We start from the raw sequence: 12,855 nt of genomic DNA on the forward strand, positions 1-12,855 counted from the left end.
ATTTATTTAACTAAACATGTTTATAAAGAACACAATAACGGGAATATTAACTATATCGATAAGAAAAGCGCCGACAACAGGTACAATTAAGTAGGCAGTCTTCGAATCCCCGAATTTACTCGTAATAGCATCCATATTAGCCATAGCAGTAGGTGTCGCACCTAAGCCGCTCCCGATCAGGCCGTTAATCATAACAACAGCATCATAGTTTTTACCAAGTAGTCTGTAAACAATAAATATTGTATACAGAATAATGACGATTACATGCACTGAAACGATCAGCAGAATTGGTAAAGCTAAGTCTGCAAGTTCCCACAGTTTGATGCTCATCAATGCGAAAGATAAGAACAAGCCAAGAGATACCGCACCGATCTTATCATTTACAGTTGTATCAAAATCAAATTTAATCCGATCCTGAGTGGCATCTATTAATGTTCTGACTACAATCGCAACAAACATTGCACCGACATAGTCAGGTAAAATAACTCCTGTTAAATCCGAGAATATTCCACCGATATAAGTACCAAGTGACATTGCAAAAGTAATGATTGCTAAATAAATAAAGAACTGATCTATACTTACTTTATTATCTTTTTTGTGAGCTTCAAATTCATATTCACCGGCTTCGAACTTGGGTTCGTTGCTTTTAAGATTATGTCTGTTAATCATGAAGCGTGCAACTGGTCCGCCGAAGACTCCGCCTGCGATTAGGCCAAGTGTTGCTGCAGCGATACCGACAGTCGTCGCCCCTTGTACGCCAAGACCGTCAATTGTTTCACCAAAAGCAGCTGCACCCCCGTGTCCTCCTATCATTGCAGGAGAAGAAGCCATAAGGCCAAGCAATGGATCAATACCCAGAACGCTTGCTAATGAGACACCCAGTGTATTTTGAATAACGGATAAGGCGCTGGCTGCCAGCAAGTAAATAACAAGCAGTTTCCCACCTAATTTAATCAGTTTAAAACTGGCACCGAGACCGACTGTTGTGAAAAATATAATCATAAATAAAGACTGCAGAGAAGTATCAACAGTAATGGTCACCAGGTCAGAAGTGTGCATAATTAATGTGAATACAGCAAATAGCAGCCCTCCGACAACCGGTGCCGGTATAGAGTATTTATCTAAAAAGTATATTTTTTTAACCAGATAAGCACCGATAAGATAAACTACCACTGCTAAAAATAATGATGTTACTAAATTTAATTCCATATCCCATCCTCCATCGTTTAAAAAATACATCAGAAATCTCATTCTAATCTATAATTCTGGAATAACCAATGATAACTTTTACATATTTAAAAAAATATGTTTATGTCTATACATCACATATAAATGAGCGAATTAATGGAGGGAGTGAAAAGGCATGAAAAAAAGAACTAAATTGATTATTGGTGCAGGGCTGGCAGCGGGTGTTTTGTATGCATCGAAGACGGAAAACAGACAATTTGTTATAGGACAGGTAGCGGATACGATTAATAAATGGACTGACGATGATTATATTATCAACCTCGGAAAGCCGGAAAATGTTCGAGATGCAAATATGGTGGATGAAGGTGCAATGACCAGCGTGCAGTTTTACTATGATTTGCGGGATAAGGCGAATAAAGTAAGTTAAAGAAAAACCGCCCGGTTTGTAAGCCGGGCGGTTTTCATATAGCGGTGATACAATATAACGCTATGCGTTACACTTTAAATGCAGCACGGCTTTCAAGGTTTAGCTGTCCCATTTAGAATGCAGTATGCAAGTGCAGAAATTATCATTGCTGTAATCAGGAATGGAATTAAGTGATTTGGCAGTCGTTTACAATATGGTGAATAACGGTTTTGGAGTATCGCTTGTGTCAGATACTTCGCTGTTATTTTATGATTCCGATGATTTAAATGTGCTGAAGATTAAAACCGGGGGACTTAAGCGTAATGTGGTGATGCATCATAATGGAAATCTTAATATAAATCAGCATCACCAGGAGTTTTATAATATGACGGTAAAAGAATTGAAAAAATTACGTATTATTAAATAAAGTTCAACAATCAAACTCTGTACCTTCTAAAGGAAATATAACGGTTTAGAAGGTATTGAATCACAGTTGCGAACATAGTCGCACCAATTTTAACAATGATAGCATTCCAGCCCATTGTCTGAACGAATACTAATACCAGCAGTGCGACAATTATAAAGCCGACTGTACCTATAGTTAAGAATGAAAAGTATCGTTTTAAAAATTTGCTGTGAGCTTTAAAGTTATAATGATAATTTAAAATGAAATTAGTGGTTACTCCTGTAAACATACTGATTAGATTAACCACTTGTATGTGAATATCTGTATATGTGTGCAGCAGGATAAACAGTGCCAGATCTAAAATACCGCCGACACAGGCTATCATACAGTATTTGGTAAATTCTTTTAATTTTTGCATGGAAATACTTCTCCCAGCTGTTTTTACGTTGGATTATACCATAAAAAAATTAGCTGTATGAGAGAATAAGCCTGTAAATACGCCATAAAAAACGATTCCGTTTAAGGAATCGTTTTTTATTCAAACATTGCTTTAGAAATGTTTAAAGCCCTCAGCATCGCTGTTTTTTTGTAATTATGGTTTTCACTTTTACTTAAGATATCATCGACGGTTTTGACACCTTCAGCGATATAATCTCCTTTATTTAGCATTATACATTCAGCTCTTGCACCGGCAACGACATCGGATATTTCTGACCGCGTCGGTATACCAGTTTTAATTAGAGATTCCAGCACTTGAGTCGCCCAAATGACAGGAATTTGAGCGGCTTCACATATCCACAGCAGCTCTTCTTGTATTTCGCTGAGACGTTCATAACCGATTTCTACAGCAAGGTCTCCTCTTGCTACCATCACACCAAACGGTCTTACAGCAGCAGCTTCCGCAATAATATTAGCGATTTCACCAATCGCTTCCGTCGTTTCAATTTTAGCGATTACAGGCAAATCTTTTTTATTTTTAGGGAGTAATCTTTTAAATTTATCTTCAATATATTTTATATCTTCAGCACTTTTAATAAATGAAAAAGCAATGACGTCTGCATGACTGACTGCGAATTCTAAATCTGATAAATCTTTTTCCGTCAGTACTTTCAAGTTGATGTCGAGATCCGGAAAGTTAATGCCTTTCTCTGTTTTTACTTTTACTCCTTTATCTTTTGCTGCTTTAGTCACTTGGCAAATCAGACCGCCGTCTTCTATTTCAGTGACTTCTGCTTCAATTTGTCCGTCATCAATTTTAATTAACTGCCCGATGTCGACATTTCGAAGTACTTCAGGCACTGAAGTATTAATGGCAACTTCTATTTTATCAGGAAGTACCATTGCCTCCTGATTCGATAAAAGAAAAGTATCGCCAATTTTTAGTTTCGGATTTCTTCTGGACGTTAAGAGTGTCTTGATTCTGACCTTGGGACCGCTAATATCCATCATGATTTTACAAGGCTGACCAGTTTCAGCGGATCCTTTTATAATATTTTCTATCATTTGAGACCATGCGGACTCATTATCATGCGCACAGTTGATACGTGCTGAATTCATGCCGGATTCAAGAAGTTCTTTAACCAATTCATAATCTTTAGCTGCTGTTGACGGCATAGTCACCATAATCTGAGTATGACGGCTTCCGCTGCTTTTACCAAGCAGTGTCTCAGTGTTCTTTTCCAGCAGGCTGTTTCTGTCCGCTGATTCAGGGTATTTGAAGTATTCCGTATCATCCTGTTTTTCTCCAGTAATATAGCCCAGTGTCTTAATAACGGCATCAAGTGTACCTGATACATTAGGCTCGAGACGTCCGAGAGAAGACACACCCCATGGTATTAATGCGTTCTGTATATCTCTGTGGTCGTGCCGCCTAAAAGCCATATAGGCGGCAAGGTTATGAAGACTGTATTCTGAGTCTTCCCTTATTTGATCGTGCTGCCAGCCGCTGAGTATCTCTCTGCTGTCATTTTTAACCTGCTCTCGTATCTGCTTGACGTCATTTAATAACGGTACGGCTTCTTTATTCATAATCTCCTCCTGGATGTTTGCTGATAGTATATGAATATAAACAGAACTGCCCGGTAAATAGAGCCAGGCAGTTCATTACTTTTTTAGGCGAAAATTTTATCGGTGGCTCTTGCACCTTCGATATCGCGTTCTTTCAGTTCATGGGTTGAAAATGTTGTCCATACGACTGTTACTGTCGTGTAATTGATTCTTATACCGGGATGATGCTGTTCTTTTTCTGCATGCTGCGCAAGTGCATTTACAAATTCAATGCCGTCTAAAAAGCGTTCAAACTTAAATTTTTTAATTAATTTCTCGTCTTTTAATTCCCAGCCATCGAGTTTTTTAGCTTCTTCTTTAACATCCATAATCATTACCCCCTGATCATTTTATTTATATATATTTTATACCCTGATACAGGCAGAAGAAATCATTCAGATGATTGAGCAGTGGATATTGTGGTATTTAAATAAAAAATGCTAATTAAAGAAAGGTGATATCAGTGGAACAGTCCAGAGCACTTGAACGTATTGAAGAAATACTGAGGGAGTCAAAAACCGGCGTGTTATCGACAGCTAAAAATAATGTACCCAACGCCCGTTATATGTGGTTCTATAATGATGGGCTGACACTTTATGCTAAAACCAGTGATCAGTCGCCAAAATATGATGAGCTTGATGAAAATCCTGAAGTTCATGTCCTGTTAGGCTTTAATGATACAGAGAATCATGCTTTTGTTGAAATAAACGGCCGGGCAGAAAGAATCAATAATCAGGAAACTATCGACTGGCTGTGGGAGGAAAAAGATGAAAAATTCTTTGGCTCTAAAGAAAATCCACATTTGAAGGTTTTAAAAATTACGCCTTCGGCAATTAAAATTATGAATGATAATCAAGAACCTGCAGAAGTGAATCTTCTTTAAAGTATTTTCAATATGTCCTTATAGAGATCTGTTTAATCATGTCCCAAAGAGGGTTTATAAACTAAGAGAAGATTTATGCCTTAAATATATTTAGGAGTGGTCATTTATAATGAGTAAAATATCTAAAGAGGATATTTTAAAGATTGCTGCAGAGGAAAACATTGGATATGTGAAGCTGCAGTTTACTGACATACTGGGAGCGCTTAAAAACGTAGAGATCCCTGTTGAACAGCTTGAAGAAGCTTTAAACGGTCAGATAATGTTCGATGGTTCTTCCATAGAAGGATTTGTCAGAGTCGAAGAATCAGATATGTTTTTAAAGCCGGATTATAATACATGGTCAATATTCCCATGGTCTGATGAAGATTGCAGAATCGCCCGGCTGATTTGTGATGTTCACAATTTTAATAACGAACCTTTCGAAGGGGACCCGAGAAGTAATTTAAAACGCATTGTGAAAGAAATGGAAGATATGGGTTACGATGCGTTTAACTTAGGACCGGAACCGGAGTTTTATCTCTTTAAACTCGATGCTGACAGTAACCCGACGACTATAGTTAACGATAAAAGCGGCTATTTTGATGTGTCTATTACAGATACCAGTGAAGCGTGTCGCCGTGAAATTGCAAAAACTTTGAAGGACATGGATTTTACAGTTGAAATGTTCCATCATGAAGCGGGGCCGAGTCAGCATGAAATCAGTTTTAAATACAGTGATGCTGTGACTTCGAGTGATAATATTCAAACCTTTAAACTCGTTGCTAAAACTGTCGCAAGAAAATACGGTCTGCATGTAACATTTATGCCGAAGCCGCTGTACGATGAAGCCGGAAGCGGTATGCACTATAATGTATCGCTATTTAAAGACGGTAAAAATGTCTTTGATGATCCAAGTGATGAATTTGGACTCAGTTCAGAAATGAGATACTTTATGGCTGGTTTACTAGACCATGCGCGGGGGTATACAGCGGTGTGTAATCCGCTGGTCAACTCATACAAACGTCTAAGTTCAGGATTTGAAGCACCGCGTTATATTGCTTGGAGCGGGCGCAACCGTACACCGCTTTTACGAATTCCTTCAACTAGGGGTGCTGGTACCCGTGCAGAAGTCAGATCTCTTGATCCTTCGGCAAATCCATATCTTGCCACAGCGGTTATTTTAAAAGCAGGATTAAGCGGCATTCAGCATCAGAAGGATTTAACGACACCGGTAGATGAGAATATTTTTGAGATGAGTCATAAGGAACGTCAGGCAGAAGATATCGAGGATCTTCCGACGACTTTATATACAGCCCTGAAGGCTCTAAAAGAAGATGACGTCATTCAGGATGCTTTAGGAAAACATATTTGTGATCATTTCATTGAGAATAAAACCTACGAGTGGAAAATGTACAGTGCACAAATCACTGACTGGGAAAAAGAAGTCTATTTAAATCAATATTAATAGTAAAAGACAGGAATAACGCATAGCGTTATTCCTGTCTTTTTTATACGTAATCTTTCACGTCATAACTAGCTTCACTGCCGAAATCATCAAGCGTTACAACGGTATGTAATGCTGCGGCAACTTCTTCCGCCCGGCGCAGTACCTTGTTTTCTTTATACTCTTTAAATCTGCCAAGATCCGGGAACTCATTAATGTCTGATGCGCGTATTGTTTCCTGCATACCTGTATCGATAACACCCGGATAAAATACAGCACTCTTAATATTGTTTTTCTGGCTGATATTTTCTTTGTCGAGCACGCTGTGAATCATATTGACTGCGGCTTTTGAACTGCAATATATACTCCAGCCCTCCACTGGACCGCGTGCAGCACCGCTCGTTACTGTAACGATACGCTTTTCTCCGCCAAACGTTTTAAAACGGTTAATAAAACCTTGAATTAGCAGCGTAGGTGCGACGACGTTGACTGTATAGTTTTTCATCATCTCTTCTGCTGATATGTTACTGACGGACTTCACCGGGTCAACAATGCCTGCCACATTCAGTAAGTACACTTCGTCTGTTTCGTCAGGTTCTACAGAATTGAAAATTTCTGGAATAAATTTTTCCATTGCATCGGCATTGCTGAAGTCAACAGAGAAAGCCTTATGGATATTCTCCGACTCTTCCACTGAACTTCTTGTAATGCTGATAATTTTACTGTCTTTAAAAGTTTCGGCTGCAGCTTGGCCAAGTCCTCTGTTAGTCCCTGTTAAAAATACATATCTCATTAATATTTCCCCCTTGTATTTATATCTCAACGATTTTATTATACTCTTTTATTTGCTTCTGCTAAACGTTCTTCACATATTTCTATAATTGTTTTCAGTGCTGTAATCCGGGCGAAGCGTTTATCATTCGCGGGTATGATTTTCCACGGTGCATATGACGTATTCGTTTTATTTATCATATCTTCAGAGGCTTCCAAGTATAGCGCCCAATTCTCGCGGTTTCTCCAGTCCTCATCAGTAATTTTCCATTGTTTTTCAGGCGTGTTTTCACGCTCTTTAAATCTTTCAAGCTGTTCATCTTTATCCAGTGACAAAAAGAACTTAATGATAATGGCGCCGGAATTATGCAGTGATTTCTCATAGTCATTGATTTCGCCATAGGCCTGCTGCCATTCGCGAGTTTTTGCAAAACCTTCGACACGCTCGACGAGCACTCGTCCGTACCAGCTGCGGTCAAAAAATCCGATGTGACCGCTTTTTGGTATACGTTTAGCGAAGCGCCATAAGTAGTGGTGGTTCAATTCAATATTTGACGGCGGGCCAGTGGCATTGTTTTTATAGCCGGTCGGATCAAGCAGAGCCCTCGTTCTCTTTATGTTGCCGCCCTTTCCTGCCGCATCCATCCCTTCATAGACGAGTACAAGAGGTATTTTTTTCTGATAGAGCTGAAATTGTATTTCTCTCATTCTGGACTGCAGTTTGGGGAGTATTTCTTTATACTCCTTCTTTTTAATTTTTTCCTTTTTCAAATCAAAGGTGAACATTTTCGTTTTGAAATGATCTGTAAACATGCCGTCTTGATCTGTTGTCTGTTCTGGAGCACTATTAATACGTTTTTTGAGCTGTTCTATAATTTTTGAATATAAGTTGGCAGCAGCATCTTCCTTGTTATGAAAATCGATGCAAGTCCACGGCAACTCTGTATTTAAATCTAAAAAGTGTTTCATTTCAGTATCATAGTCATAATGCTGAAGCCTGCTTTGAAATTCTTCAGCTTTCCATTTGAGTACAGGATTATCTTTTAACTTTTGCAGGTGACGGTCCCTCACCTTTTTGTCAGTATTAATATAAAATTTTAAAATTTCATAGCCGTTATTCTTTAAAGTTTCCTCAAAATTTTTCATATCTTTTTCAATTTGTTTAAAATCGGTATTGATATTGCGTTTGATATCGAAGTCTTTGTACTCAATGTATTGTGAGTACCAGCTTCTGAAGTGAATATTTATATTGCCGTTTTTAGGTAAATGGTACCAGTAACGATGTAAAAACGGATAACGCAGATCCGATTCTTGTGGCGGTCTGGCAGCTACAAAGTCAGTGTATTTAGCATCTAGTGACATATATAATGCGTTGGCCAGTCTCGATTTTCCCGATGCTGGCGCACCCTCTATAATAATCATGACAGGTATATTCATTTCATACGCCTGTCTGGTGACTTCACCCAGTTCAAATTCGAGTGCTTTATCTATTGAAATCATCAATCATCCATCCCCATTTCTGAATATGCTATTTCAATTAAAGAAAAATTCTTATTAACCAGTATAACTTTATAAGCTGCAAATACCATAAAATAATAATATGAGTTTAATGCATTGCCTTTTTCCTAGTGCTGTACTATATTTTAAATAGAGTTTTTCAACTGAATACTATTCTTTCGGGGCAGGGTGTAATTCCCAACCGGCGGTAATCTTTCGAGAGAGCCCGCGACCTGTACGATATTTTTATCGTATGGCTGATCCAGTTAAAGTCTGGAGCCGACAGTGAGAGTCTGGATGGGAGAGAGAATAATGTAGCATCGTAAAATTTTTAATTCTTTTACGTTTATTTAACATTGTGTCAAACACTGTGTTAATTCAGCATACATTTTTTTAGCGCCGGCGGATGATTATATTCGCGGGCGCTATTTTTTTCAGGAGGTAAAAACTTGAACAGATATATGGATATGGCCGTAAATTTAGCTAAAATGTCCGCCGGACAAACTTCGGTTAATCCGCCGGTCGGTGCTGTGATTGTTAAAAATGGCAGAGTAATCGGCTACGGCGCACATTTAAAAAGCGGTGAACTTCATGCGGAACGGGCAGCTTTAAATCATTGTACGGAGTCAGCAGAAGGTGCTGAAATATATGTCACGCTTGAACCATGTTCACATCATGGAAAGACGCCGCCGTGTACCGATGCGTTAATTGAGGCGGGAATTAAACGCGTGTATTATGCTTCCAGAGATCAAAACAGCAAGGTCGACGGTTTAAATGTTTTAAAAGACCGCGGTATCGACACTGTGCACTTGGAGCATCCTGATATTGATGCACTTTACCGGCCGTTTTACACGACTATGAAAGACAAGCGGCCCTTTATTACTTTAAAAAGTGCCTTAACGCTGGACGGTAAAATGGCCCGTGAAAATGGTGACAGTCACTGGGTAAGTAATGAGCTCTCCAGACAGGATGTTCATCAGCTTCGACAGCAGCATGACGGGATTTTGATCGGTGGACATACGCTTCGTAACGATAATCCAAGCTTAACGACTCGTTTGTCAGATAACGATAAACACCCGGTACCAGTGATTTTGCTTGGTTCGCAAAAATTGAAGCGGGATATGAATATTTTTAATCATCCTCACCGGCCGCTTATATTTACAAATAATAAGGAGAATATGCAGTTTAAAGATGCTGCAGAAATATACTTAGGACATTATGAAATCAATGAAATAATGCAAATTTTATATGAGAAATATGAAATTGCTTCAATTTTAGTGGAAGGCGGTTCGTCCGTTCACACTCAATTTTTAAACGATAACTTATTCGATGACCTCATCATTTACATTGCCCCGAAAATATTTGGTTATTCTGAATATCAGCTCCACAATGGCGACTTACACAGTCAGCCGGATTTGATATTGGATCATGTTGAAAAGCTCGAGTCAGACATTAAATTAACTTACAGGAGGACTCCAGCATGTTCACAGGATTAATCGAACAAACTTCACCCGTACTTTCTATCAGTAAAACACATGATTTAACAAAAGTTGAAATAAGAAATAAGTATTTTGACGACTTGAGTATCGGCGATTCAGTCGCAGTTAATGGTGCCTGCTTAACTGTTACAGCACTCACGGCAGACGCTTTTTCTGTTGAGATTGTTAACGAAACAAGCAGTATAACGTCGTTATCTGAACTTGAAGCAGGAGATATTCTCAACTTAGAGCGAGCTATGCGGCTCGATCAGCGTTTAGGCGGACATATCGTATCCGGCCATGTCGACGGTACAGGTGAAATATCTTCAATCGATAAGGACGGCGACGCTTTAGTCATCTCTGTAAAATGCAGCAGACAGCTGATGAAATATATGACTTTAAAAGGTTCTGTAACGATAGACGGTATCAGTTTGACGCTGTTTGATATTCAGCCTGAGCACAATACAATCATTTTAAATATTATTCCAGAGACGCAAAGTAAAACGAATATCTTACAAAGAAAGCAAGGAGATATCGTCAATATGGAGGCGGATATCATGATTAAACATCTTGACCATCTGCTTAATTTTGAGAAAGCGGGTGAACTTCATGTTTGATTCTATAGACAGTGCACTGGAAGATTTAAAACAGGGAAAACTGATTATCGCAGTCGATGACGAGGATAGAGAAAATGAAGGTGACCTTGTCGGGATTACAGAGTTTATCGATGCGGCAGCAATTAATTTTATGGCAAAGTATGCCAGAGGACTAATCTGTACGCCGGTATCGTCAGAAATTGCTGTCAAGGCCGGACTTCAGCCAATGACAGAGCATAACAGCGACGGCTACCAGACAGCCTTCACGACTTCAATCGATCATGTGAATTCAACGACAGGTATTAGTGCATTTGAACGCTTTAATACAACACGCGCTCTGATTGATGAGAATGTTTCACCTGAAACATTTAACCGTCCGGGTCACGTCTTTCCGCTGATTGCAAAAGACGGTGGTGTGCGTGAAAGAAACGGGCATACAGAAGCGGCAGTGGACCTTGCAAGACTGGCAGGTGCCAAACCTGCAGGTGTGATTTGTGAAATTATGAATGATGACGGGACCATGGCGCGTTTGGACGACTTAATGATTTATAAAGAAAAACATAACCTTAAAATTATCACGATAGAGATGCTACAAAAATATATTGAAAACATTCAAACAGTTGCACTGGCGAGCCAAGTAAAGCTGCCGACAAAATTTGGCCGATTTAAAATGTATGATTTTGTCGACCGAAGTGGCAAGGAGCACTTGGCACTGGTTCATGGTGAACTTAAACCGCATATGAATGTCCGCATTCATTCTGAATGTTTGACAGGTGATGTATTTAAAAGTGCGCGCTGTGACTGCGGTGATCAATTGGATAAAGCAATGCAGATTATGAGTGAAGAAGATGGCATTATTTTGTATATGCGCCAGGAAGGACGAGGCATCGGTTTGACGAATAAGTTAAAAGCGTATGAACTGATTGAACAAGGCTACGATACAGTGTCAGCCAATGAACATCTGGGCTTCGATGCAGACCTTAGAACATACGAAGAAGCTGCGGCAATGCTGAAGCATCTCAATGTTGAAGAAGTGACTCTCCTCAGCAATAATCCCCGAAAGATTAAGGGGCTGGCTGATGAAGGTATCATCGTGCATTCACGTGAACATATTACAGCAGCAAATATATATAATCAGGACTATTTAAAAACAAAAAAAGAGAAGCTTGGACATCTTTTATAGGAGGACTCAAATCATGAATGAATTGACAAAAACAATGAACGGTGAAGATTTAAAAATAGCAATTGTGACTGCGGAGTTTAATGATTTTATTACCAGCAGACTTTTAGACGGTGCACATCACACTTTATTAAAGCATGGTGTGAAAGAAGAAAATATTGATTCAGTCCATGTACCGGGAGCTTTTGAACTGCCGCTGACAGCAAAAACACTCGCTGAAACAAATAAATATGACAGCGTAATTACACTCGGCTGTGTTATCAGAGGCAGTACAACGCACTATGATTATGTTTGCAATGAAGCTGCAAAAGGTATAAGCCATGTAGGACTGTCAACTGGGATCCCCGTTATTTTTGGCGTTATAACGACTGAAAATATTGAACAAGCGATCGACCGTGCGGGTGCTAAAGTTGGTAATAAGGGGTCGGAAGCTGCTATAACGGCAATAGAAATGGCAAGTGTACTTCAAAGTATCAAAGGATAATATCTGGAGGTCATTGAATGATAACCGAAACGGACAGAGCATACTTAAAACGCAGCGTAGAACTTGCAGAGCAGGCACTGAATACAGGGAACTCCCCCTTTGGCTCAGTGCTCGTTTCACAAGAAGGTAAAATACTGTTTGAAGATCATAACCATGATAAAGATGGAGACAGAACGCAGCATCCTGAGTATGCTGTCGTTAAATGGGCACTGGAACACTTGACGGAAGAGGAACGCCGAAATACCGTTGTCTATACTTCAGGGGAACACTGCTCGATGTGTTCTTCGGCACATGCCTTAGCAGGCCTCGGCCGTATTGTTTACGCCAGTTCTTCAGCACAATTAAGAGCATGGCAAAAAGAACTGAGTGTTAATCAGAGTGGACCCTTAAAAGGTTTGAGTATTGAAGACGTCGTTAACGATACACCAATCGACGGACCAGATCAGGAGTTGTCAGAAGCAGTTAAACAGCTGCAAATTGAATACTATAAAAAATAA

General features: G+C 39.3%; 15 protein-coding genes and 1 riboswitch. Of the genes, 9 read left to right on the forward strand and 6 right to left on the reverse strand.

Annotated elements, in window-relative coordinates; all coding sequences use genetic code 11:
• Positions 1–6: 6 nt before the first annotated feature.
• Positions 7–1,209, reverse strand: coding sequence for a sodium/glutamate symporter (gene gltS / locus IEU81_RS07250; protein WP_092595989.1), 1,203 nt, complete (start codon positions 1,207–1,209; stop codon positions 7–9).
• A 154-nt stretch (positions 1,210–1,363) separates the two neighbouring features.
• Here gltS and IEU81_RS07255 point away from each other — a divergent pair, with 154 nt between their 5' ends.
• Both IEU81_RS07255 and IEU81_RS07260 read left to right on the forward strand, forming a co-directional pair.
• Entirely contained in the window at positions 1,364–1,615 is a 252-nt protein-coding gene (locus tag IEU81_RS07255) for a YbyB family protein (protein WP_092595988.1), read from the forward strand.
• Between the two features lie 160 nt (positions 1,616–1,775).
• The gene (locus tag IEU81_RS07260; protein WP_186089525.1) at positions 1,776–2,021 is read left to right on the forward strand and encodes a type 2 periplasmic-binding domain-containing protein; all 246 of its coding nucleotides are present in this window, start codon (positions 1,776–1,778) and stop codon (positions 2,019–2,021) included.
• Between the two features lie 10 nt (positions 2,022–2,031).
• Here the strand turns inward: IEU81_RS07260 and IEU81_RS07265 are convergent, their stop codons facing one another.
• The 3 genes from IEU81_RS07265 to IEU81_RS07275 form a co-directional block, all read right to left on the reverse strand.
• A complete protein-coding gene (locus IEU81_RS07265) occupies positions 2,032–2,418 on the reverse strand; it encodes a GtrA family protein (protein ID WP_186089523.1) in 387 nt (128 codons plus the stop codon).
• 116 nt (positions 2,419–2,534) lie between these two features.
• Positions 2,535–4,028 (reverse strand): pyruvate kinase, encoded by a 1,494-nt coding sequence (locus IEU81_RS07270; protein WP_186089521.1) that lies wholly within the window; start codon positions 4,026–4,028, stop codon positions 2,535–2,537.
• Positions 4,029–4,111: 83 nt separating this feature from the next.
• Positions 4,112–4,375, reverse strand: a complete 264-nt coding sequence (locus IEU81_RS07275) for a 4a-hydroxytetrahydrobiopterin dehydratase (protein WP_231957205.1) — start codon at positions 4,373–4,375, stop codon at positions 4,112–4,114.
• Positions 4,376–4,509: 134 nt separating this feature from the next.
• On the opposite strand from IEU81_RS07275, the gene IEU81_RS07280 reads away from it, so the two are divergent.
• Both IEU81_RS07280 and glnA read left to right on the forward strand, forming a co-directional pair.
• Positions 4,510–4,929: a pyridoxamine 5'-phosphate oxidase family protein gene (locus IEU81_RS07280; protein ID WP_092595975.1), complete on the forward strand. Its 420-nt coding sequence runs from the start codon at positions 4,510–4,512 to the stop codon at positions 4,927–4,929.
• Positions 4,930–5,038: 109 nt separating this feature from the next.
• Positions 5,039–6,373 (forward strand): type I glutamate--ammonia ligase, encoded by a 1,335-nt coding sequence (glnA, locus tag IEU81_RS07285; RefSeq protein WP_092595973.1) that lies wholly within the window; start codon positions 5,039–5,041, stop codon positions 6,371–6,373.
• 43 nt (positions 6,374–6,416) lie between these two features.
• Here glnA and IEU81_RS07290 read toward each other — a convergent pair whose 3' ends face one another.
• A complete protein-coding gene (locus IEU81_RS07290) occupies positions 6,417–7,145 on the reverse strand; it encodes an SDR family NAD(P)-dependent oxidoreductase (RefSeq protein ID WP_186089519.1) in 729 nt (242 codons plus the stop codon).
• A gap of 38 nt (positions 7,146–7,183) precedes the next feature.
• Positions 7,184–8,623: a phosphate--AMP phosphotransferase gene (locus tag IEU81_RS07295; RefSeq protein ID WP_092595969.1), complete on the reverse strand. Its 1,440-nt coding sequence runs from the start codon at positions 8,621–8,623 to the stop codon at positions 7,184–7,186.
• A gap of 168 nt (positions 8,624–8,791) precedes the next feature.
• Positions 8,792–8,933: riboswitch (FMN riboswitch) on the forward strand.
• Between the two features lie 136 nt (positions 8,934–9,069).
• Here IEU81_RS07295 and ribD point away from each other — a divergent pair.
• From ribD to IEU81_RS07320, 5 genes are read left to right on the forward strand one after another with little or no spacing between them, the layout of a single operon-like run.
• Positions 9,070–10,116 carry a bifunctional diaminohydroxyphosphoribosylaminopyrimidine deaminase/5-amino-6-(5-phosphoribosylamino)uracil reductase RibD gene (gene ribD / locus IEU81_RS07300; protein WP_231957206.1) on the forward strand — a complete coding sequence of 349 codons (1,047 nt, stop codon included), beginning with the start codon at positions 9,070–9,072 and terminating at the stop codon, positions 10,114–10,116.
• On the forward strand, positions 10,101–10,715 hold the full coding sequence (locus tag IEU81_RS07305; protein ID WP_092595960.1) for a riboflavin synthase: 615 nt from the start codon (positions 10,101–10,103) through the stop codon (positions 10,713–10,715). The genes ribD and IEU81_RS07305 overlap by 16 nt, the downstream gene beginning before the upstream one ends.
• Positions 10,708–11,877 (forward strand): 3,4-dihydroxy-2-butanone-4-phosphate synthase, encoded by a 1,170-nt coding sequence (ribB, locus tag IEU81_RS07310; protein ID WP_092595957.1) that lies wholly within the window; start codon positions 10,708–10,710, stop codon positions 11,875–11,877. The genes IEU81_RS07305 and ribB overlap by 8 nt, the downstream gene beginning before the upstream one ends.
• A 13-nt stretch (positions 11,878–11,890) precedes the next feature.
• Positions 11,891–12,358: a 6,7-dimethyl-8-ribityllumazine synthase gene (ribH, locus tag IEU81_RS07315; RefSeq protein WP_092595954.1), complete on the forward strand. Its 468-nt coding sequence runs from the start codon at positions 11,891–11,893 to the stop codon at positions 12,356–12,358.
• A 17-nt stretch (positions 12,359–12,375) separates the two neighbouring features.
• Complete coding sequence (locus IEU81_RS07320; RefSeq protein ID WP_092595951.1) at positions 12,376–12,855, forward strand: nucleoside deaminase; 480 nt, start codon at positions 12,376–12,378, stop codon at positions 12,853–12,855.

Origin of the sequence: Jeotgalicoccus aerolatus, from assembly GCF_014635205.1 — a bacterium.
Classification (GTDB): domain Bacteria; phylum Bacillota; class Bacilli; order Staphylococcales; family Salinicoccaceae; genus Jeotgalicoccus; species Jeotgalicoccus aerolatus.

Bases quoted from the DNA above. Each gene is read 5' to 3' on its own strand.
- gltS (WP_092595989.1), bottom strand. From the start codon at position 1,209: ATGGAATTAAATTTAGTAACATCATTATTTTTAGCAGTGGTAGTTTAT.
- IEU81_RS07255 (WP_092595988.1), top strand. From the start codon at position 1,364: ATGAAAAAAAGAACTAAATTGATTATTGGTGCAGGGCTGGCAGCGGGT.
- IEU81_RS07260 (WP_186089525.1), top strand. From the start codon at position 1,776: ATGGAATTAAGTGATTTGGCAGTCGTTTACAATATGGTGAATAACGGT.
- IEU81_RS07265 (WP_186089523.1), bottom strand. From the start codon at position 2,418: ATGCAAAAATTAAAAGAATTTACCAAATACTGTATGATAGCCTGTGTC.
- IEU81_RS07270 (WP_186089521.1), bottom strand. From the start codon at position 4,028: ATGAATAAAGAAGCCGTACCGTTATTAAATGACGTCAAGCAGATACGA.
- IEU81_RS07275 (WP_231957205.1), bottom strand. From the start codon at position 4,375: ATGGATGTTAAAGAAGAAGCTAAAAAACTCGATGGCTGGGAATTAAAA.
- glnA (WP_092595973.1), top strand. From the start codon at position 5,039: ATGAGTAAAATATCTAAAGAGGATATTTTAAAGATTGCTGCAGAGGAA.
- IEU81_RS07290 (WP_186089519.1), bottom strand. From the start codon at position 7,145: ATGAGATATGTATTTTTAACAGGGACTAACAGAGGACTTGGCCAAGCT.
- IEU81_RS07295 (WP_092595969.1), bottom strand. From the start codon at position 8,623: ATGATTTCAATAGATAAAGCACTCGAATTTGAACTGGGTGAAGTCACC.
- IEU81_RS07305 (WP_092595960.1), top strand. From the start codon at position 10,101: ATGTTCACAGGATTAATCGAACAAACTTCACCCGTACTTTCTATCAGT.
- ribB (WP_092595957.1), top strand. From the start codon at position 10,708: ATGTTTGATTCTATAGACAGTGCACTGGAAGATTTAAAACAGGGAAAA.
- ribH (WP_092595954.1), top strand. From the start codon at position 11,891: ATGAATGAATTGACAAAAACAATGAACGGTGAAGATTTAAAAATAGCA.
- IEU81_RS07320 (WP_092595951.1), top strand. From the start codon at position 12,376: ATGATAACCGAAACGGACAGAGCATACTTAAAACGCAGCGTAGAACTT.